The organism is Pseudomonas sp. 43mfcvi1.1, from assembly GCF_900115935.1.
Classification (GTDB): Bacteria; Pseudomonadota; Gammaproteobacteria; order Pseudomonadales; family Pseudomonadaceae; genus Aquipseudomonas; species Aquipseudomonas bijieensis.
Map to the genome: position 1 here is coordinate 42,087 of NZ_UETT01000007.1, position 21,347 is coordinate 63,433.

The 21,347-nt window shown below is 61.7% G+C and carries 14 protein-coding genes; 10 read left to right on the top strand and 4 right to left on the bottom strand.

Annotation, left to right across the window (positions count from 1 at the left end):
* Positions 1-71: 71 nt before the first annotated feature.
* Complete coding sequence (locus DTP52_RS15030) at positions 72-3,128, top strand: autotransporter serine protease (protein WP_109754272.1); 3,057 nt, start codon at positions 72-74, stop codon at positions 3,126-3,128.
* A gap of 49 nt (positions 3,129-3,177) precedes the next feature.
* Entirely contained in the window at positions 3,178-5,031 is a 1,854-nt protein-coding gene (locus DTP52_RS15035; protein WP_109754052.1) for a polyurethanase, read from the top strand.
* A 118-nt stretch (positions 5,032-5,149) separates the two neighbouring features.
* On the opposite strand, the gene DTP52_RS15040 is transcribed toward DTP52_RS15035, so the two are convergent.
* Positions 5,150-5,374, bottom strand: a complete 225-nt coding sequence (locus DTP52_RS15040; protein ID WP_109754053.1) for a YgdI/YgdR family lipoprotein — start codon at positions 5,372-5,374, stop codon at positions 5,150-5,152.
* 223 nt (positions 5,375-5,597) lie between these two features.
* On the opposite strand from DTP52_RS15040, the gene DTP52_RS15045 reads away from it, so the two are divergent.
* From DTP52_RS15045 to DTP52_RS15055, 3 genes are all read left to right on the top strand, one after another.
* The gene (locus tag DTP52_RS15045; protein WP_109754054.1) at positions 5,598-7,328 is read left to right on the top strand and encodes a VRR-NUC domain-containing protein; all 1,731 of its coding nucleotides are present in this window, start codon (positions 5,598-5,600) and stop codon (positions 7,326-7,328) included.
* Positions 7,325-9,628, top strand: a complete 2,304-nt coding sequence (locus DTP52_RS15050; RefSeq protein ID WP_109754055.1) for an ATP-dependent DNA helicase — start codon at positions 7,325-7,327, stop codon at positions 9,626-9,628. Before DTP52_RS15045 ends, DTP52_RS15050 begins: the two co-directional genes overlap by 4 nt.
* A 65-nt stretch (positions 9,629-9,693) precedes the next feature.
* A complete protein-coding gene (locus DTP52_RS15055) occupies positions 9,694-11,622 on the top strand; it encodes a PAS domain-containing sensor histidine kinase (RefSeq protein ID WP_109754056.1) in 1,929 nt (642 codons plus the stop codon).
* 186 nt (positions 11,623-11,808) lie between these two features.
* Here the strand turns inward: DTP52_RS15055 and DTP52_RS31355 are convergent, their stop codons facing one another.
* Positions 11,809-12,039, bottom strand: coding sequence for a hypothetical protein (locus tag DTP52_RS31355; RefSeq protein ID WP_109754057.1), 231 nt, complete (start codon positions 12,037-12,039; stop codon positions 11,809-11,811).
* A gap of 151 nt (positions 12,040-12,190) precedes the next feature.
* Here DTP52_RS31355 and DTP52_RS15070 point away from each other — a divergent pair, with 151 nt between their 5' ends.
* A complete protein-coding gene (locus tag DTP52_RS15070) occupies positions 12,191-12,727 on the top strand; it encodes a hypothetical protein (protein WP_109754058.1) in 537 nt (178 codons plus the stop codon).
* 12 nt (positions 12,728-12,739) lie between these two features.
* On the opposite strand, the gene DTP52_RS15075 is transcribed toward DTP52_RS15070, so the two are convergent.
* Entirely contained in the window at positions 12,740-14,077 is a 1,338-nt protein-coding gene (locus DTP52_RS15075; RefSeq protein WP_109754059.1) for a sodium:proton antiporter, read from the bottom strand.
* A gap of 393 nt (positions 14,078-14,470) precedes the next feature.
* Here DTP52_RS15075 and DTP52_RS15080 point away from each other — a divergent pair, with 393 nt between their 5' ends.
* The 4 genes from DTP52_RS15080 to ligD are packed head-to-tail and all read left to right on the top strand — an operon-like array spanning position 14,471 to position 20,639.
* A complete protein-coding gene (locus DTP52_RS15080; protein ID WP_109754060.1) occupies positions 14,471-15,856 on the top strand; it encodes an iron-containing redox enzyme family protein in 1,386 nt (461 codons plus the stop codon).
* 10 nt (positions 15,857-15,866) lie between these two features.
* Positions 15,867-16,880 carry a class I SAM-dependent methyltransferase gene (locus tag DTP52_RS15085; protein ID WP_109754061.1) on the top strand — a complete coding sequence of 338 codons (1,014 nt, stop codon included), beginning with the start codon at positions 15,867-15,869 and terminating at the stop codon, positions 16,878-16,880.
* Positions 16,852-18,015 (top strand): carboxylate-amine ligase, encoded by a 1,164-nt coding sequence (locus DTP52_RS15090; protein ID WP_109754062.1) that lies wholly within the window; start codon positions 16,852-16,854, stop codon positions 18,013-18,015. Before DTP52_RS15085 ends, DTP52_RS15090 begins: the two co-directional genes overlap by 29 nt.
* Entirely contained in the window at positions 18,012-20,639 is a 2,628-nt protein-coding gene (ligD, locus tag DTP52_RS15095) for a DNA ligase D (protein ID WP_109754063.1), read from the top strand. The genes DTP52_RS15090 and ligD overlap by 4 nt, the downstream gene beginning before the upstream one ends.
* Before the next feature lie 36 nt (positions 20,640-20,675).
* On the opposite strand, the gene DTP52_RS15100 is transcribed toward ligD, so the two are convergent.
* The gene (locus DTP52_RS15100) at positions 20,676-21,287 is read right to left on the bottom strand and encodes a Yip1 family protein (protein ID WP_109754064.1); all 612 of its coding nucleotides are present in this window, start codon (positions 21,285-21,287) and stop codon (positions 20,676-20,678) included.
* Positions 21,288-21,347: the final 60 nt, after the last annotated feature.

Sequence of the window (21,347 nt, forward strand, 5' to 3'; positions counted from 1 at the left end):
TGCAGCAATTCAAAAAGCGTTACTAAGGATGGTTCGTGATGAAAATCGATAACAAAAAACAGCCTAGGCAGATGGGGCGCGTGTTTCTGCTCAAGACCCTCAACCACGCCATGCTCTGCGCACTGGCGACCTTGGGCACGGCCCAGGCGGCGCCTTATGTCGAGAACGGCAGGGCGGGTAACCCGGACAGTTGGCGCAGCAGCGAATTCAACGCCGAATGGGGGCTTGGGGCGATCAACGCGCAGCAGGCCTACGCCGCCGGGTACACCGGCAAGGGCGTCAAGCTGGGGATCTTCGACCAGCCGGTCTACGCAGCTCATCCGGAGTTCTCCGGCACTGGCAAAGTGGTGACCCTGGTCACCAGTGGCATCCGCGAGTACACCGATCCCTACATCCCGGTGAAGGCCGGTGATCCATTCCGCTACGACGGTTCGCCCACCGTTGGCTCCGACGGCAAGCTGGGTTCCCATGGCACCCATGTCGGCGGAATCGCTGCCGGCAGTCGCGATGGCAGCCCAATGCACGGCGTGGCGTTCGATGCGCAGATCATCAGCGCCGACAACGGCGACCCGGGCCCCGAGGATGGCATCATCCGCGGTAACGATGGTGCGGTGTACAAGGCAGGCTGGGATGCGTTGATCGCCAGCGGCGCCCGCATCATCAACAACAGCTGGGGCATCGGCATCACTGACCGCTTCGACCAGGGCGGTCGCGACCCGGCGTTCCCGCATTTCACCGTGCAGGACGCGCAACTGCAATTCGACCAGATCAAGCCGTTGCTGGGCACCAAGCCTGGCGGTGCCTACGAGGGCGCCATCGCCGCGGCCCGCAGCGGTATCGTCACGATCTTCGCCGCCGGCAATGACTACAACCTCAATAACCCCGATGCCATCGCGGGCCTGGCGTATTTCGTCCCGGACATCGCGCCGAACTGGCTCACCGTGGCGGCGCTGCAGGTCAACCCGAACACCGCCAGCCCCGATCCGTACACCATCAGTACCTTTTCCTCGCGCTGCGGCTACACCGCCAGTTTCTGCGTGTCGGCGCCGGGTACCCGGGTCTACAGCGCGGTGATCGGCGGCACCAGTGCCGACGACCTGACCGTGGGCTACGCCAACAAGAGCGGCACCTCCATGGCCGCGCCCCACGTCGCCGGCAGCGTGGCGGTGTTGATGGAGCGCTTTCCGTACATGACAGGCGCCCAGGTCGCCAGCGTGCTGCGCACCACCGCCACCGACATGGGCACGCCGGGCGTCGATTCGTTGTATGGCTGGGGCATGATCAACCTGGGCAAGGCCATCGACGGCCCATCGATGCTGGTGACCGCTCAGGACATTCCCGAGGAGTTTCGCATCGATGGCGCCTACGGCTCCGGTCAGTTCGTGGCGGACCTGCCGGGCATCGGCGCGATCATCGATGCCGGCAAACCCACGGAGCGGGTGTGCAGCGGTATCCAATGTGGTCTGGACGTTTGGCGCAACGACATCGCCGGTCACGGCGGGCTGACCAAGGAGGGCATAGGCACCCTGGTGCTCACCGGCGCAAACACTTACAGCGGGCCGACCGTGGTCAATCAAGGACGACTGGCAATCAATGGCTCGCTGGCGTCGGCCGTGACGGTCAACGACGGCGGTATCCTCGGCGGCAACGGGCGCATCGCCAGCCTGAGCGCCAATAGCGGTGGCAGCGTGGCGCCCGGTAACTCCATCGGCACGTTGCAAGTGGCCGGCGATGTGACCTTCCAACCCGGTTCGAACTACGCGGTGGAAGTCTCGCCCACCTCCAGTGACCTGATCGTGGCCGACGGCAAGGCGTCCATTGACGGGGCGACGGTGTCGTTGTCCCTGGAAAACAGTCCGACGCTACTCACGGCCGGCGAGGTGAAAAGCCTGCTCGGCAGGCAGTTCAATATCCTGCAGGCCGCCGGGGGCATTGACGGGCGCTTCGCTGAAGTCTTGCCCAACTACGCGTTTCTGGGGGGCGACCTGGCGTACAGCGCCAGTGGCATTCAGCTGGCGGTCGAGCGTAATGACGCATCATTTGCCAGCCTCGGCCTGACGCCCAACCAACGTGCCGTGGCCAGCGCCGCCGAGCAATTGGGCGCCGGCAACGGGCTGTATGAAGCCTTGTTGCTGTCACCCAGCGCCGCCGTGGCGCAACAGGCATTCCAGCAACTGTCTGGGGAAATCCATCCGGCCATCGGCACGCTGCTGATCAACGACAGCCGTCAATTGCGCGACGCCGTGGGTGATCGCCTGCGCCAGGACGCACTGTACGACGCCGGTACGCCGACCGATGCCAGCAGCAATGCCTGGTTCAAGGTGCTGGGCGCTTGGGGCAAGAGCGACGGTGGACATGACCAAGCCAGTACGACCAGCTCCATCGGCGGGCTGCTGGCCGGTGTCGATGGCCTGATCAGCGATCAGACGCGACTGGGCTTCGTCACCGGCTACAGCGACAGTTCGCTGAGCATGGGCGATGGCACCCATTCCTCGGCCAAGGCCGACAGCTATCACCTGGGGGCCTACCTGGGGCATGAAATCGATGCGCTGCGCCTGACCGTCGGCGGCGCCCACAGCTGGCATCGCATCGACGTCAAGCGTGACCTGCAATGGGGCGACGTCAGTGGCCGGGAGAAAACCAAGCGCGATGCCCGGACCACCCAGCTCTTCACCGAAGCGGCGTATCGCCTGGACTTGCAACCGCTGGCCCTGGAACCGTTCGCCAACCTGGCCTATGTACACCTGGACAGCGACAGCTTCCATGAGAAAGGCGACAACGCCGCCCTGCACGGTGGAGACGACCGTCGCGATGCGCTGCTTTCGACCCTGGGCGTGCGGGCCAGCCACACCTTGACGCTGTCGGATCAACAGCGACTGCAACTGTCCGGTTCCCTCGGCTGGCAGCACAACCTCAGCAGTACCCATTCCGAACAGGACCTGGCATTTGCCGGCAGCAGCACCTTTGCGGTGCAAAGCGTGTCCATGGACCACAACGCCGCCGTGATCGGCGCCCGCGCGGGGCTCGCGGTCGCCAAGGATGTGCGGGTCAACCTGGATTACAACGGCGTGCTCGGCTCCCGGGATAAAACCCATGGCGTGGGCCTGACGCTGGACTGGCAGTTCTGACCACACCACCCGGTTCCCAGCATTCCAACAACAAAAGAGAGCGACAACCATGGGTATCTACGACTACAAGAACCTCGGCACCACCGAATCCAAGGCACTGGTCAGCGACGCAATGGCCATCATGCTGTATTCCTACCACAACCTCGACAACGGCTTTGCCGCCGGTTACCAGCACAACGGCTTCAGTGCCGGCCTGCCGGCGACCCTGGTCACCGCGTTGCTGGGAGGCACCGATTCCCAAGGGGTGATTCCCGGCGTGCCGTGGAATCCCGACTCGGAGAAACTCGCCCTGGAGGCGGTGCAGAAGGCCGGCTGGACGCCCATCAGCGCCACGCAACTGGGTTACGCCGGTAAGGTCGATGGCCGCGGGACGTTTTTCGGTGAAAAGGCCGGCTACACCACCGCGCAGGTAGAGATCCTTGGCAAGTACGACGCCGAGGGGCACCTGCAGGAAATCGGCGTGTCGTTTCGCGGCACCAGCGGCCCTCGGGAGAACCTGATTGGCGATTCCATTGGCGATGTGATCAACGACCTGATGGCCGCCCTGGGGCCCAAGGACTATGCGAAAAACTACGTCGGCGAAGCTTTTGGCAACCTGCTCGGGGACGTCGCGAAGTTTGCCCAGGCCCACGGCCTGACAGGCAAGGACGTGCTGGTCAGCGGCCATAGCCTGGGTGGGCTGGCGGTCAACAGCCTGGCGGACTTGAGCACCAGCAAATGGTCAGGGTTCTATTCCGGTGCCAACTACATCGCCTACGCCTCACCGACCCAGAGCAGTACCGACAAGGTCTTGAACATCGGTTACGAGAACGACCCGGTGTTTCGCGCCCTGGACGGTTCGACCTTCAACCTCGCGTCGGTGGGCGTGCACGACGGGCAGCAGGAATCGGCCACCAACAATATCGTCAGCTTCAACGACCACTACGCTTCAGCGGCCTGGAACGTACTGCCATTTTCCATCCTCAACATCCCCACCTGGATTTCCCACCTGCCCACCGGCTACGGCGATGGCATGGGTCGGATCATGACTTCGGCGTTCTACGACCTCACTGAAAAAGACTCCACCGTCATCGTCGCCAACCTGTCAGACCCCGCGCGGGCCAATACCTGGGTGCAGGACCTCAACCGCAACGCGGAAACCCACACCGGCAGCACGTTTATCATCGGCAGCGACAGCAATGACCTGATCCAGGGCGGCCAGGCCAGTGACTACCTGGAGGGGCGAGCAGGCAATGACACCTTTCGCGATGGCGGTGGCTACAACGTGATACTGGGCGGGCAGGGCAGCAATACCTTGCAACTGCAGCAGTCGGTGAAGGATTTCAGTTTCGCCCATGACGGGGCCGGGACGCTGTATGTGCGCGATGTCCATGGCGCGATCAGCATCACCCGCGACATTGGCACGTTGGTCAGTAAGGAGTCCGGGTTGTTCTGGGGGCTGCTCAAGGATGAAGTGAGCCACAGCGTCACCGCCAATGGCCTGGTGGCTGGCGCCAACCTGACCGCCTATGCGTCTTCGGTCAAGGGCAGCGCGGCCAACGACACCTTGGTGGCGGGAGCGAAGGGGGACTGGCTGTTCGGCCAGGACGGTGACGATGTGTTGGTGGGCGGCGCCGGTAACGACACCTTCGTCGGCGGTGCGGGCAATGACCAGATGCACGCGGGAGGCGGCAGTGACACCTTCCTTTTCAACGGCGCATTCGGCCAGGACCGGATCAGCGGTTATGAGGCCGGGGACAAGCTGGTGTTCCTCGGCGTACCAGGCGCCGGGGCGGGGCATGACTACAGCCAGTACCTGTCACAAGTGGGCAGCGACACGCTGCTTAAGGTCGGCGACAGTTCCGTGACGCTGGTGGGCGTTGGTATCGGTCAGGTTGGCGGCGACGGGATCGTGTTCGCTTGATAGTGCTATTGCGAGCAGGTTCGCTCCCACAGGGACGGACGGTGAGTACAGGATTCTGTGAACACCGAGCACAAATGTGGGAGCGAGCCTGCTCGCGATGACGGTGTAGCTGTCGAACTCAGTCTTCCTTGCGAATGGTAGCCACATCATCGGCGCGGACCCGGACTTTCTTGCCGGAAATATCCTCGAACTCGTAGAAACCATCAGCGGTGCGGGTATTGGGGGTGTCCTTGGTCAAATACTGAGTACCGTTCTGCAAAGTCACCACGGTTGGTGAGGCGCAGCCAGACAGAGCCAGAAATGCCACGACGACCAGGGGCAGGCCCAGAAACCTGATGTTCATAACCATAACCTCTCAATCAAAAGGACACGGATCAGCTGATTCGACCGCGCCATCACGTTAGTCAACCGCCATTGGTCTCGCTTGCCGTAGGAAAGTTCATCGCTGGCTGAAGGATTTCACCTTAAATATAGGAGACCGTTCATCTTTTGCGGTTGCCTGAGTGGTTTACAGCTGTTATCTGTATGCATAACCAGTACCCCAAAACTCTTGGCGTTTCTTTTCCGTGGCAGCCCGCGCTCTCGACGATCCGTTTTACTACCTGAACAACTTCCAGCAGGTACTCGCTTGGTTGACCCAGCGGTATGCCGATGTGCTCAGCCCCGAAGAACAACGCTTCATCGACCACTTCGTAGCGCTGCCGCGTGGCTCCCAGGGCTTGCTGGTGCGGATGGTGATGCGCAAGGGACTGCGGTTTCGCCATAGCAAGCTGAATTACCCGGAAATCGGCGACATAGGCGTAGCCGTCGCGCCGTTGCTGGCGTTGGGTTGGGTCAAGGAACAGGCTCCCATCGGGCTCGTCGAGCTGTTCGAGGTGCTGCTCAAGCCGGAAATCCTCCTGTGCCTGGGCCACTTGATCGAACACCCCAAGGCGAAAAAGACCGAATGGCTCCAGGCCCTGGACGAACACCTCAGTCAACCCCAGCCGTTCCGGGCCTGGTGCCCGCAGCTTGACGATCGGCTGTACAGCCTGACGATCATGAATCTGTGCGACAGGCTGCGGTTGATGTTTTTCGGCAATCTTTACCAGGACTGGTCGGAATTCGTCCTGGCAGACCTGGGCATTTTCACCTACGAAACCGTCGAGTTCAGCGCCGAGTCACGGGGCTTGCGCAGTCGTGAAGACGTCGATGCCTGTGTGTTCCTGCACGACTGCCAGCAGCGCTTCGAAGCCGGCGACCCCCTGGAAGAAATTGTCGCCCAGGTCAACCAACTGTCCCTGGACAATCCATGGCTGGAGCGACGCCGGGGCAAGTTGTTGTTCCAGATCGGCCAGCATGGCGAACGCATCGGCGATTTTGCCTTGGCCTTGGGCATCTATCGCGATTGCACCTACCCCGGCGCGCGGCTGCGGATGGTCCGGGTGCTGGAGCGCGTGGGTGAGTACACCCTGGCTCTTGAACTGGGCGAGGCGGCGGCGCAGGCACCGCAAAGTGCCGCCGAAACCCAGGCCTTGCTGCGGATCCTGCCCCGTCTGCGGCGCAAGTTGGGTGGGCCACCGGTGCCACGGGGCATGGCCCGGGAAGAAGACCGCCTGGAGCTGCACCTGCCTCGCGTCGATCCGGCCTTATCGGTGGAGTACCACGTCCAGGCCCATCTGCACGACGAAGCCGCGCCGGTGCATTACGTCGAGAACAGCCTGATCAATTCGCTGTTCGGCCTGTTGTGTTGGCCGGCGATCTTCGCGCCGCTGCCGGGAGCGTTTTTCCACCCGTTCCAGCGCGGGCCGGTCGACCTGCTCAACGAAGATTTCCACGCCCGTCGCGCCGAGCTGTTCGCAACTTGCCTGGCAGAGTTGGACGATGGCCGCTATCGACAGACCATCGTCCGTCGCTACGCGCAAAAGTGGGGTGTGCAGTCACCTTTCGTGTTCTGGGGCGCGTTGTCCGAGTCCTTGCTGGAACAGGCCCTCGATTGCCTGCCGGCGGAGCATCTCAAGCACTGGTTCCACCGTTTGCTGCTGGACATCAAGGCCAACCGCGCCGGCATGCCGGACCTGATTCAGTTCTGGCCGCAGGACAAGACCTACCGCATGATCGAAGTCAAAGGCCCCGGCGATCGCCTGCAAGACAACCAGCTGCGCTGGCTGGAGTTCTGTCACGAGCACCAGATGCCCGTCGCTGTTTGTTATGTGCAGTGGGTGGAGTCCCCCATCGCGAGCGAGCTTGCTCCCACAGGTGATCTGGGGCAGTCGGTCCCTTGTGGAAGCGAGCTTGCTCGCGATGGGCACACATGAATCTGCTGCCAGGCTACAGCATCGCCGTGCGGGCGCTTTGTGAGTTCACTGCCAAGGTGGGTGACCTCGACCTGCGCTTCACACCGTCGCCCACGGCCTTGGAAGGTATCGCCGGCCATCGCACCGTGGCCTCGCGGCGCAGCGAAGGCTATCAGTCTGAGGTGGCCCTCGAAGGTCACTACCAGGCACTGAAAGTCAAAGGCCGGGCCGACGGCTATGACCCGGATCGCCAGTGCCTTGAAGAAGTGAAGACCTACCGGGGCGACCTGGCCAAGCAGCCCGCCAATCATCGCCAGCTGCATTGGGCACAGGCGAAAATCTATGGCTGGCTGATGTGCCAGAAGCTGCAGTTGTCGCACATCGACGTGGCGCTGGTGTACTTCGACATCGTCAGCGAAAAGGAAACCTGCATCACGCAACCCTTCGAGGCGACGGAGCTGCAAGCCTTTTTCGAAGCGCAATGCGCGTTGTTCCTGGCCTGGGCCGAACAGGAAATGGCCCATCGACAGGCACGCAACCTTGGCGCGCAGTCGCTGGTGTTTCCGCATGCCGGTTTCAGGCCCGGGCAACGGCACTTGGCCGAGTCGGTGTTCAAGGCGGTCAGCACCGGTCGCTGCCTGATGGCCCAGGCACCCACTGGCATTGGCAAGACCATCGGCACCTTGTTTCCGTTGCTCAAGGCCCTGGCGCCGCAGCGACTGGACAAGGTGTACTTCCTAACGGCGAAGACCCCAGGGCGCAAGCTGGCCCTGGATGCGGCACGAGTGCTAACCCACAGCGCACCGTCAATGCCGTTACGGGTGCTGGAAATGATCGCCCGGGACAAGGCCTGCGAACACCCGGACAAGGCCTGCCATGGCGAATCCTGCCCGCTGGCCCGCGGTTTCTACGACCGCTTGCCGGGCGCCCGGGCGGCAGCGAGCCAGGTCACGTTGCTCGACCAGACGGCGTTGCGCGAAATTGCGCTGGCCCATGAGGTCTGCCCGTATTACCTAAGCCAGGAAATGGCCCGTTGGGCCGATGTGGTGGTAGCCGACTACAACTATTACTTCGATTTCAACGCCTTGCTCTTCGGCCTGGCCCAGGCCAATGGCTGGACCGTCGCGACCCTGGTGGATGAAGCCCATAACCTGGTGGAGCGCGGACGACAGATGTACAGCGCGACCCTCGACCAGGCCGCCCTGACCAGCGTACGCAAAACCGCTCCTGAACCACTGAAGAAATCCCTGGAGCGGGTCAATCGCCAGTGGAACGCCTTGCACGCGCCCCAGATGGCGGCCTATCAGGCCTATGAAAAGCTGCCGGAAAAACTGCTCCAGGCCCTGGCTAGCTGTACCACGGCCATCGGCGATTACCTCAACGATCATCCCCAGGGCCTGGACAGCGGTTTACAGGCGTTTTACTTCGATGCCTTGCAGTTTGGCCGAGTGGCGGAGTCCTTCGACGAGCACTTTGTGTTCGACATCCACAAGCGCGAACTCGGTCGCCAGCGCAGCCTGTCCACTCTGTGCCTGCGCAATGTGGTGCCGGCTGCATTCCTGGCCCCCAGGCTGACGGCCGCCCGTAGCACGGTGCTGTTTTCCGCGACCCTGAGCCCTCGACACTACTATGCGGACTTATTGGGGACGCCGGGCGACACGGTATGGATCGATGTCGAATCACCATTCAAGGCCGAACAGCTGGACGTGCAGGTTGTCAGCCGCATCTCCACCCGTTTTGCTCACCGCCAGGCGTCCCTGGAGCCGATTGTCGAGTTGATGGCTCGCCAGTTCCGCGAGCGGCCAGGCAACTACCTGGCCTTTTTCAGCAGCTTCGATTACTTGCAGCAAGTGGCCGGGCTGTTTGCCGAACGGTACCCACAGATTGAACTCTGGACGCAATCGCGGGGCATGGGCGAAGCCCCTCGGCAGGCGTTTATCGAGCGCTTCATGGAGCACAGCCAAGGTATCGGTTTTGCCGTGTTGGGCGGCGCGTTCGGCGAGGGCATCGATTTGCCGGGCTCACGCCTGATCGGCGCCTTCATCGCCACCCTGGGGCTGGCGCAGTTCAACCCAGTCAATGAGCAGATGAAACAACGCATGGCGGCGATCTTCGGCGACGGCTACGACTACACCTATCTGTACCCCGGCCTGCAAAAAGTCGTACAGGCGGCTGGCCGCGTCATCCGTACCCAGCAGGATAGCGGAGTGGTGCTGCTGATAGATGATCGGTTTGGCGAGGCGAGGGTGCAGCACTTGTTGCCGCGTTGGTGGTCAGTTACTCAAGAGGTGCACAAATCTCCCGGTGGGAACCAGGTTTGACGATTTTTCCTGGCGCCCGACTTGCTCCATACTCCGCAAAAAATCCACATGGACGCCTCGGCCAGATGCTTGAGAAAGACTCCAAGACCTCACTCATGAACGAAGAGCAGCGCTTTCGCCTGCTCATCGACGCTGTGGTCGACTACGCCATCTACATGACCGACCCCTCGGGCATCATCACCAGCTGGAACTCCGGCGCCAGGCGATTCAAGGGTTACGAGGAATCCGAAATCCTGGGCCAGCACTTCTCCCGTTTCTACACCGACCAGGACCGCGCCGCCGGCCTGCCGCAACGGGCGCTGGACACGGCCGTGCATGAGGGGCGCTTCGAAGGCGAGGGCTGGCGGGTGCGCAAGGACGGCACGTTGTTCTGGTCCCATGTGGTGATCGATCCGATCATCGACAGCCAGAGCGGCACCTTGCTCGGCTTCGCCAAGATCACCCGTGACCTGACCGATCGCAAGATGGCCGAGGAAACCCTCAAGCAAAGCGAGCAGCAGTTCCGCCTGCTGGTGCAAAGCGTCACCGATTACGCCATCTACATGCTCGACCCGCAGGGCCAGGTCACCAACTGGAACCAGGGGGCGCAGCGGATCAAAGGGTATCTGCCGATCGAAGCCATCGGCCAGCATTTCTCGATGTTCTATACCCCGGAGGATCGTGAAGCCGGTGAACCACAGCGCGCGCTGAGCATCGCCGCCAGCGAAGGGCGTTTCGAGAAAAAGGGCTGGCGCATGCGCAAGGATGGCACACGCTTCATGGCCCACGTGGTCATCGATGCGATTCGCAGCGACACCGGCACACTGTTGGGATTCGCCAAGATCACCCGCGACATCACCGACGCCACCAAGGCCCAGGAAGCCCTCGAGCAGGCCCGCGAGGCGCTGTTCCAATCGCAGAAACTGCAAGCCATCGGGCAGCTCAGTGGCGGCATCGCCCATGATTTCAATAACCTGTTGACGGTCATCCTCGGCAACCTGGAAATCGTGCGCAAGCGCATGCCTGGCGATCCGAAACTCGCTCAATTGCTGGACAACGCGACCCAGGGCGCGCTGCGCGGTGTTTCCCTGACCCAGCGGATGCTGGCATTTGCCCGCCGGCAGAAATTGACCTACGAATCGGTCGAGCTGTCGGCCTTGGTGCAGGGCATCAGCGGCCTGCTGCAAAGCTCCCTGGGCCCGTCGATCCACGTCCAGGCCCGTTTCGCCGAGGCGCTGTCGCCAGTGCTGGCCGATGTCAACCAACTGGAGCTGGCGATTCTCAACCTGGCGACCAATGCCCGGGACGCCATGCCCCATGGCGGCCAGATCACGATTACAGCCGAAGAGCGGCAAGGCTCTGATGCGGCCCCGGACCAGCCAATGGCGCCGGGGCGCTACATTTGCCTGACGATGACCGATGAGGGCGAGGGCATGGATGAGGCCACGCTGGCCTCGGCCGTGGACCCGTTCTTCACCACCAAAGGGGTCGGCAAGGGAACCGGCCTGGGCTTATCCATGGTGCATGGCCTGGCGGAACAGTTGGGAGGCCGCCTGATTCTCAGGAGCCAGAAAGGTGTCGGGACTACCGCGCAGTTGTGGCTACCAGTGGCTGACAACCCGGCACCGGACAAAGTATCGGTCCAGGAAACGCCGCAACCCGTCGACGAATTGAAGGTGCTGGTGGTCGACGATGACAGCCTGGTGCTCACCAGCACACGCTTGCTGATCGAGGACCTCGGGCATCGGGTCCTTTGCGCGTCATCGGGCGCCCAGGCACTGGAACTGCATGAGCGCAATCCGGATATCGACCTGGTGATCACCGACATGGCCATGCCGCAGATGGACGGTGCGCAGTTGGCGAAACTGTTGCGCGATCGCCAACCGAACCTACCCATCATCCTGGCCACCGGTTATGCCGAACGCCTGGAAGGTTTCGCCGCGCATTTGCCTCGGTTGATCAAGCCATTCAAGCAAATTGACCTGATGCAGATCATTGCGCAGACGATGAAATAGATACGGATCCCAGGTTGAATGCGGCTCCCCTGTGGCGAGGGGATTTATCCCCGCTGGGGCGCGAAGCGGCCCCCATCGTACCGACGCCTCGGTGTATCAGGCGATCCAGGGGGCTGCTGCGCAGCCCAGCGGGGATAAATCCCCTCGCCACAGGGGGTGTATGCCTGCCCACAAAGGGGACCATGCCTATTCGGTATTCTTCCTGAACCCACGCAAATTCATCGCACACAGGCAAAACTGCAACACGATCAATGCATACGCATCCGTATGCAGCCCCCAGACCACCCATAGAATGTTGCTCGCAATAAAACAACTGAATCCCGCCACCCTGCGTCGGGGTTGGCGTGAGCCGATCAACCAGGCAGCCAGCACCGTGACGACCATCGCCGGCCATTGCACCCATCCAAGATAATCCACATAACCCTCCTCTTGTCCTGACACCCTAGAGACCTTGACGGTGGGAGAGCGTTTCCTCGGACTTCGATACACCTGCGGTCCATTGGCTTGAACTTGCCGCGCACCGGGTTCTTCTAATGAGTCCGAATCGACACTGAGATACAGCCACACGATGCCCAGAATCCTCACCAGCCAGACTCCGGATGAAGAACTGACGGAACACAACGCCAAACTGTTCGGCTCGCCCAAGGAGCGACTGGATTTCTATCGCCGGGAGATCCAGTACGAAACCAGCATCCTGGCCAATCGGACCGATGCCTACCTGGCCGCCCAATCCTTCCTGGTGATCGCCTTTGCCTCGTGCATGGCCAACCTGAACCCGGAATGGGGCAAGCTGTTCACGTTGATCGTGCCGCCATTGCTGGCGTTGTTGGGATTCTTGAGCTCACTCAATGCCTGGCCGGGTATTCGAGCGGCCTACGAGATCATCGATCACTGGCATTTCAAACAGAGCGAGCTATTGCGCGCCGAACCCTTGATGGGCATGGCCTACGACGAATCGCCACTGTTCAACGAGCGGGAATCGACGCACAAAGGCTACCGTAAATCGTTGCTGTTCTCGGTGCGCACACCGTGGATCTTCGCCACGTTCTGGGTGCTGCTGGGGGTGTATTCGGTCTTTATTCAACTGACCGATCCAGGTAGTTGAGGCCCACTCGCCTCAGCTCGATTTTTTATGACGCTCGTACCAGGCCAGGGTGGGCTGGGTCGTGACGCCATGGACCAGAATGCTCAAGGCCACCACCGACAGGGTAAGGTTTATGCACAGTTGCGCCACTTCTGGTTGCAGCTCATGGTTCAAGGCGAAGAACAGATAAAACAGGCTGCCGATCCCACGAATGCCAAACCAGCCGATCAGCAATCGTTGCGGCGTGTCCAGCAATCGCCGCCAGGGCACGATCAGTACACTCAGCGGGCGAATCACGATGAACAGCAGGGCGCTGATGAGCAGCGCACGGCTATCCCAATGGGTTGCCATGACAACCCCCAGCAAGGTCACCAGGAACACTTCCATCGAGCGCTCCACCAGGCTGCCGAACGCCAGCATGTCGCTCATCATGACCCCTGCGGCCAATTGACTATCGTCCAGCGACTCGGTATCGCCGAGGACGGCCTGTTGGGGATCGACGGTCTCGTGGCCCACCACCGGTTGCACCAGGTGTTCCGCCGGCGGTGCCGCTTCATCGGTGGATTTGACCTCGGCCTGACGCAGCCCCAGGCCCGCGGCGAACACGGAAAGAAAGCCGTAGCCCTGGATCCACTCGGCCACGACGTAAGCGAGGGCAATCAGTGCCAGGGCCAGGTAATCATTGGGTGACAACGTACTGTCGGCATTCCTGATGCGCATCGACAAGGTCAGCTTGCCAATACCGCGGCCCATCCAGTAACCGACCAGCAGCCCGGCCGGCACGGCCCAGAGAACGTTACGCAACAACCACTCACCGAGAAAATCGCTGCCGTCCTCGTGCAGCATCAACAGGCCGAGGATCACAAAGGGAAACGCCGTGCCGTCGTTCAGCCCCGCTTCGCCCGACAGCCCGAAACGCACCCGGTCGTCATCCCTTGCATCATTGACCTGCACCAACGCCGCCAATACCGGGTCGGTGGGCGCCAGCATCGCGCCGATCAGCATCGATACACCCCAACCGAGACCGAACAGATAATGCAATGCCAGGCACAGGCCAGCGATGCACAGGATCATCACCGGCCCGGCCAGCCCATAGGCTACGCGCCAGGTTCGATCCTTGAGGGGCAAGCGCAACTTGAGGCCACTGACGAACAGCGAAAACACCACCGCGACTTCCGTGAGGTGCTCCATCCAGACCGACGAGTCGCTGATGTCCAGCTTCAGCACACCCAAACCCATCGGCCCGATGGCGACGCCCAACACCAGGCACATCGCCGAGGTGGTGACCGGCATCCAGCGAAGGTAGGAGGAGGTCAGGGCCAGGGTCAGCAACACGGCCCCAAGCACCGCTACCCATACTGTGAACGTCATCGTTACTCCTTGGGTATCGGATCGGCCAGCCGCAACGCAGAGATATGCGACCAACATCAAACCGTGTGGCGAGGGGATTTATCCCCGTTGGGCTGCGTAGCAGCCCTCGATCAATCTGCAACACCGAGGAGCCAGTTGCATGGGGCCATATCGCGACCCAGCGGGGCGGTGCGACATTTCGCTAAATCCCCTCGCCACAAAGTGTCTACTTTCTGGTATTGGCGCACTTGTCACTCATTCGAGGCTCGGAGCGAAGCGAGGGTTCCCACCAAAACCGCACAGCTCCGTTTATCCGCCGGCCTTTCAATCCAACGGAATTTTTCGCCGCTCCTGGCGCTCTGCAAGAGAAGAGACGTTCTGACTCAGCGTCCGCCGAGAACCCAAGAGGCCCTTATGACTGCGCTGACACCCCTTCAATCCCAGCCGGCAACCATGCACCCTGTCAGCCCCGACGGGCACGTGCGCCAGTGCTATGAGCGACTGCTCCAGGGCCCCGATGACGCTGACAAGCAAGCCGTCGCCCAGGCGTTCCTGAAGGAATGCCTCGCAAAGGCTGCGGCGCTCCCCCAGGAAATGCCCGATGAGCCCATGGCGCTGCAGGCCTGGGTCGAGCGGCACAGCGCCGGCGTGGCCCGGCAATACGCTGACTACCTGGAACGACGCAAAAGCGGCGGTCCACGGGAGTTCTTCAGCGGCAAGGCCCATGCCTTGTACTTTCTGCAGGCTGTAGCCCCGACCAAACGGGTCGACGGCGCCTGGCTGTACGGCGTGCTCAAGCACTGGCACGACCATCGGTTCGAAGGGTTGCTGTGCACCTATCTGGAAGAGTTGGGGGACGGTCATCCCTCGCAAAACCATGTGGTGATCTATCGCAAGTTGCTCGCCGAATACGACCTGTCCGACGCCCCGGACATCGACGACGACCTGTATCTGCAAGGCACCGTGCAATTGGCCCTGGGTTATGCCAGCGACGAATACCTGCCAGAGGTCATCGGCTACAACCTGGGCTATGAACAATTGCCCCTGCATCTGTTGATCAGCGCCTATGAGCTGAGCGAACTGGACATCGATCCGTACTATTTCACCCTTCACGTCACCATCGACAACGCCAGCACCGGCCACGCCCATAAGGCCGTGCAAGCATTGCTGCAACTGCTGCCATTGGAGGCCGACCGTGAAGCTTTCTGGCACCGGGTCACTTTGGGTTATCGCCTCAATGACCTGGGGCAGGGCAGCCGGGACATCATCGGTTCGTTCGACCTGGACCGCGAAATGCTGGACATGCTCGAGCGCAAACGCCCGTTCGGCCAGCACATGCATTCCGATTACTGCAAGTTCGAAGGCAAGACCGTCAACCAATGGCTCTCGGCGCCGGGCCAGTTGGAAGGGTTCCTGGCGGCCATGCAGAACAAAGGCTGGATCAAGCGCCATGAAGACCCGCAGAACAGCCGTTTCTGGACGCTGATCGACGGGGCAGGGGCGGCCATGTTCGGGGTGTTCAGCCCTTACGAGAAACAGCTGCTGCATGACTGGATTGCTGGTGACTGGCTGGACGAGAGCACCAGGTCCGGCGCCCGGCGCGGTCCGGTTGCGGCTTGCGAACCGGCGACGTCGATTGATGATCCCGATGTGCAAAGCCTGCAACAGTCCCTGCAAGGCCGGGCACCCGATGAGCAGATGCAGATTCTGATGCCCTGGCTCTGCGCCCGGTGTCATAGCCATCCGGCCGGGCTGTTGGCGACTCGCCGGTTCATTGAACTCAAATCCGCTCTTCGCTAGGGAGCCCTGCATGAATGAAGAAGAACGCTTGTCCGAACAGGACCTTGCGCTGCTGCAATTGGGCCGACGCCTGCAAGCCGACGGCTACCGCTTTATCACCCCGACCCCGTTGACCCACGAACGGGTCAACCAGCGTCCCGGCAACGAGCGTTCCAAGACTTTGCGGGACGTGTTCGGCTGGTCACGACCGTTTGCGCCGGGGCTGATCAGTGCCGATGAACAGCGGCAATTGCAAGACGCCCAGGTGCTGGAGGAGCGTGACGGCTTGCTGCGTAGCCGGGTGCGCTGGTCGAGCCTGGATGGCTTGCTGTTCGCTCATTCGCAGTTCCCGACACAGGCCACCGACGCGGTGTTTTTCGGCCCTGACAGCTACCGCTTCGCCCAACTGATCCATACTCATCTGCAACAGAATTTCACGGCGGTGCATCGTGCCGTGGATATCGGTTGTGGCGCCGGCGTTGGCGCGATCGTGATCGCTCGCGCCCGGCGTGAAGCTCAGGTGCTGGCGGTGGACATCAATCCGCAAGCCCTGCGCCTGAGCGCCGTGAATGCGGCGCTGGCCGAGGTGGCCAATGTCGAAGTCGCCCGCAGCGACGTACTGCAGGACGTGCCAGGCAACTTCGACCTGATCGTCGCCAACCCGCCGTACATGGCCGATCCATCCGAGCGCGCTTATCGCCATGGCGGCGGCGTACTGGGTGCCGGGCTGTCGTTGCGCATCGTCGACCAGGCCTTGCCCCGGCTCACGCCTGGTGGCTCGCTGGTGCTCTACACCGGTGTGGCGATGATAGATGGACGCGACCCGTTCCTGGAGGCCCTGGGCCAGTGGCGTGACTCAGCGGACTTCGGCTGGACCTACAAGGAATTGGACCCGGACGTGTTCGGTGAGGAATTGCTGACGCCGGGTTATCAGGACGTGGAAAGGATCGCCGTGGTGGCGTTGGTTGTAACCCGCATCGGAGCAGGTATAGGCGGGGTTATCGGAGGGACTATCGATGAACAGGCGCATGAAATTCGGCATTGAAGAGGAGTATTTCATTACCGATCTGCAAACCCGTTGCATGCCAGGCGAGCCACCCGCGCAAGCGGTTGCGGCGTGCCAGGCCGAATTGGGCAAGCATTTCGCCCATGAAATGTTCCAGTGCCAGGTCGAGATGGCCTCGCCCATCTTTCGCAGCCTGGCCGAGGCCGCCGACTACCTGAGCCAGGTACGTACGGGCCTGAACCAGCGACTGGCACCGTATGGCCTGGGCCTGCTCAGCGCCGGTTCACACCCGAGGGCGGCCCAGGTGCTGCAACCCACCGACGAGCTGCATTTCCAGCAACTGTTCGATGATTACCAGCGGGTAGCGCGGCGCAGCGTGCTGTCGGGCTTGCATGTCCATGTGGAAGTCCCGGCCACGCAGGATCGGGTGCGGGTCATGAATGAGATCCTGCCCTGGTTGCCGATGTTCCTGGCCCTGAGCGCTTCATCGCCGTTCTGGAACGGTGGCTACAGTGGATTTAGCAGCTACCGACAAGTGGCCTGCGATGAATGGCCACGCATGGGCGTGCCGGAATACTTCGAAGACGAGTCGGCCTTCGCCGGCTACGTCGACATGCTCATGCGCACTGGTTCCATTCACCAGCCCAGCGATTGCTGGTGGGTGATACGACCGTCCTCACGTTACCCCACGCTGGAGATGCGTATTTGCGATGCTTGTCCGCGGGTCGAAGACGTCCTTTGCCTCGTCTCGTTGTTTCGCCTGATGGTAGCCCACGCCGTGGCACAACCTCGGCCCGGCGCTCGCTACAGCCAGATGTCCCAGTGGATCCTCAAGCAAAACCGCTGGCGGGCCAAACGCCACGGGATTCTCGCGGAATTTATCGTCGAGGGGCAGGAACAGCCGATGCTGATCGGTGAATGGCTGACCCTGGCGGAGCAGACCTTCGGGGAGACCGCGGCCGAGCTGGGCGTCCAGGAGGTGTTCAAGCAGGCACGGCGCATGGTGCAGGAAGGCACCAGCGCCGACCGGCAAATCGTCGTCTTCGAACAGGGGCTGCTGCTGGGCGATTCTGTCGAACAGGCCTTGAACCGCGTGGTTGATCAACTGCTCGCGGAAACCGCCGGCATGCCGGCCGCCTCTCCAGCGCTGCAACAGGTGGCAGGTGGTCCATGAGCAGCAAGACCCTGGATGACTACAACCGCATGCGTGATTTCGCCGCCACCCCGGAGCCGGCGGCGAAGCGTTCACGAAAATCGGCGAAAACCGCCCACGCGTTGCAGTTCTGCATTCAAAAGCACGACGCCTCGCGCTTGCATTATGACTTCCGCCTGGAGCTGGACGGCGCGCTCAAGAGTTGGGCAGTGCCCAAGGGACCTTCCCTGGACCCGAAAGCCAAGCGCCTGGCGGTGCATGTCGAAGACCATCCGCTGGATTACGCGACGTTTGAGGGCAGCATCCCCGAAGGCCATTACGGCGCCGGTGACGTCATCGTCTGGGACCGGGGCGTCTGGATTCCCCAGGGCGACCCCCATGAGGCCTATGAAAAAGGCCGGCTCAAGTTCGAGTTGCAAGGCGAAAAGCTCAGCGGCCTGTGGAACCTGGTGCGCACGCACATGCCCGGTAAACAGGAACAGTGGTTCCTGATCAAGCATCAGGACCATGCGGCTCGCCCTGAAAGCGAATATGACGTGGTCCAGGCCGAGCCGGACAGTGTGCTCAGCGATCGCACCCTCGTGCCCAAGCGCCGGGGCAAGGCCGCTGCAACCAAAGCGGTGAAACAACCGGAAAAGGCCGCTCAGCCGAAATCGCCGAAACGTTCTTCGAAAACCACCCTCAGCGGCGCGGTCGCCGGGCCGCTGCCGGAAACCCTCAAGCCGGAACTGGCGACGCTGGTGGAAAGTGCGCCCGACGGCGAATGGCTCTACGAAATCAAGTTCGACGGTTACCGGGTCATGGCGCGGATCGAAAGCGGCGACGTCAGGCTGCTCACCCGCAATGGCCATGATTGGACTCACAAACTGCCAAAACAGGCCGAAGCCTTGGCCGCGTTGGGGTTGGAATCGGCCTGGCTCGACGGTGAAATGGTGGTTGCCAACGACCAGGGCGTTCCGGACTTCCAGGCCTTGCAGAACGCCTTCGAGGTCGGCAGCAGCGGCAAGATCGCCTATTACCTGTTCGACGTGCCTTACCTCAACGGCATGGATTTGCGCAAAGTACCGGTGCAAGAACGCCGGGCCGCATTGGCCGCGGTGCTGGAGCCCAACAAAAGCCCCTTGTTGCGGTTTTCCGATGCCTTCGAGGAAACCCCTGAGGCGCTGCTCAACAGCGCCTGCCAGATGCAAATGGAAGGGCTGATCGGCAAGCGCGTCGGCAGCGCCTATGTGTCCAGGCGCAGCAACGACTGGATCAAGCTCAAGTGCAAGAATCGCCAGGAATTCGTGGTAGTGGGCTTCAGCGACCCCAAAGGCGCGCGCAGCGCCTTCGGAGCCTTGCTGCTGGGGCTGCATGACGCCGACAGCGGCCAGTTGCGCTACGCCGGCAAGGTCGGCACCGGGTTCAACGAAACCACCCTTAACAGCATCTACCAGCAATTGCTGCCGCTGGAGACGAAAAAGGCCGCCGTGGTGAACCCACCCACCGGTTACGAAGCCAAGGGCGTGCACTGGCTCGAACCGACGCTATTGGCCGAGGTGGCCTTTGCCGAGATGACCAAGGAAGGCTCGGTGCGCCATGCGGTCTTCCATGGTTTGCGCAACGACAAGCCGGCCAGGGACATCACCCAGGAACTTGCCAAACCCGTGAAAAAAACCGCCGCAGCGAAGAAAACCCGCGCCAAGGATGAGCCTGCCGTGGCACCGAGCAAAAGCACGGGCGGGTCCAAGGCAAAAGCCAAGACACCGGCCATGGACGGCAAGGTCCGCATCACCCATCCGGAACGAATCATTGATGCCAGCAGTGGCACCACCAAGTTGCAACTGGCCGAATACTACGCCAGCGTTGCCGAGTTCATCCTGCCGGAACTGGCGGATCGCCCGGTGGCCTTGGTCAGGGCGCCAGAAGGTATCGCTGGTGAGCTGTTCTTCCAGAAAAACGCCGAGCGCCTGGCGATTCCCGGCATCACCAGCCTGGACAAGGCGCTGACCGGGCAGCCGGTGATGATCATCAACAACGCCGAGGCGCTGATCGGCGCGGTGCAGATGAGCACGGTCGAACTGCACACCTGGAATGCGACTTCCGTTGACCTGGACAAGCCCGATCGCTTCGTCCTCGACCTTGACCCGGACCCGGCGCTGCCCTGGAAAAGCATGGTCGAAGCGACGCAGCTCACGCTATCGGTGCTCGATGAATTGGGGCTCAAGGCGTTTCTCAAGACCAGCGGTGGCAAGGGCATTCATGTGGTGGTGCCATTGACGCGCAAATTGGGTTGGGACGAGGTCAAGGACTTCAGCCATGCGATTGTCAGCCACATGGCCAAGTTGTTGCCGGACCGGTTTTCGGCGGTGTCCGGACCGAAAAACCGGGTAGGGCGGATCTTCATCGATTACCTGCGCAATGGTTTGGGCGCGACCACCATCTGCGCCTACGCCGCGCGGACCCGGGAATGGTTACCGGTGTCTGTGCCGATCTTTCGCGAGGAGGTGGCCGAGCTCAAGGGGGCGAATCTGTGGAATGTGCACAACGTGCATGAGCGTCTGGCGGAGGTTAGTCATGAGCCTTGGGCCGAACTCAAGAAAACCCGCCAAAGCATCACCGCCGACATGCGTCGGCGGATTGGCATGAAAAAGCCCAAGAAGTAGGCCCAGTGACAGGTGAACCTCGCCAAAAGTCGGCGCTTAACTCGCCGGAAAACGCAGGTATTCCGGCTGCAACACGTTGAACCACAGCAGGATCATCTCCACCAGGATGGTCACCAGCACCAACAATCCCACGCCCCAGACGCTGGCTGAGTACAGCAGGCCTTGTTCCTTCTTGAGGCTCATGAACTTGGGCAGCCCGACAAACAGCAAGAACGTCGAATACGCCGAGGCCAGGCCCAATGCGGCGACCGCCAGCCACCGGCTGGGATAGAGCCCGAAGATTCCGGCCAGAAAGTAAGGCGTGGCGGTATAGGCCGCGAAACCAATGCACTGGTTGATCGTTGGACGCGCGTCGAAAGTGCGTGACATCCAGCGAATGAACAAACCCATGAGGGCTACGCCAGCGACGATGGTCAGGTACAGCAGCACGCACAATTGCAGTGCGCTGGCGCTGCTGAGCCGTACGGTTTCGTTCTCGGCCAGGCTCCAGCCAGTCCAGGTGGTACCGATGAACAGGCACACCGCAGGAATCAAGGCCAGCAACAGCAAATGGCCCAGATAATGGCGCGGATGAGCCTGCTCTTGTTCGCGGATGTCCGCCCAGGCGAACTCGGGATGGGTGAACAGTTTGACGAAAGGTGCAGACATGACGACCTCCTGATCAAGACGGCCTCTGCATGAGGCTCCTATGGATTTGAGGTTCAGGAT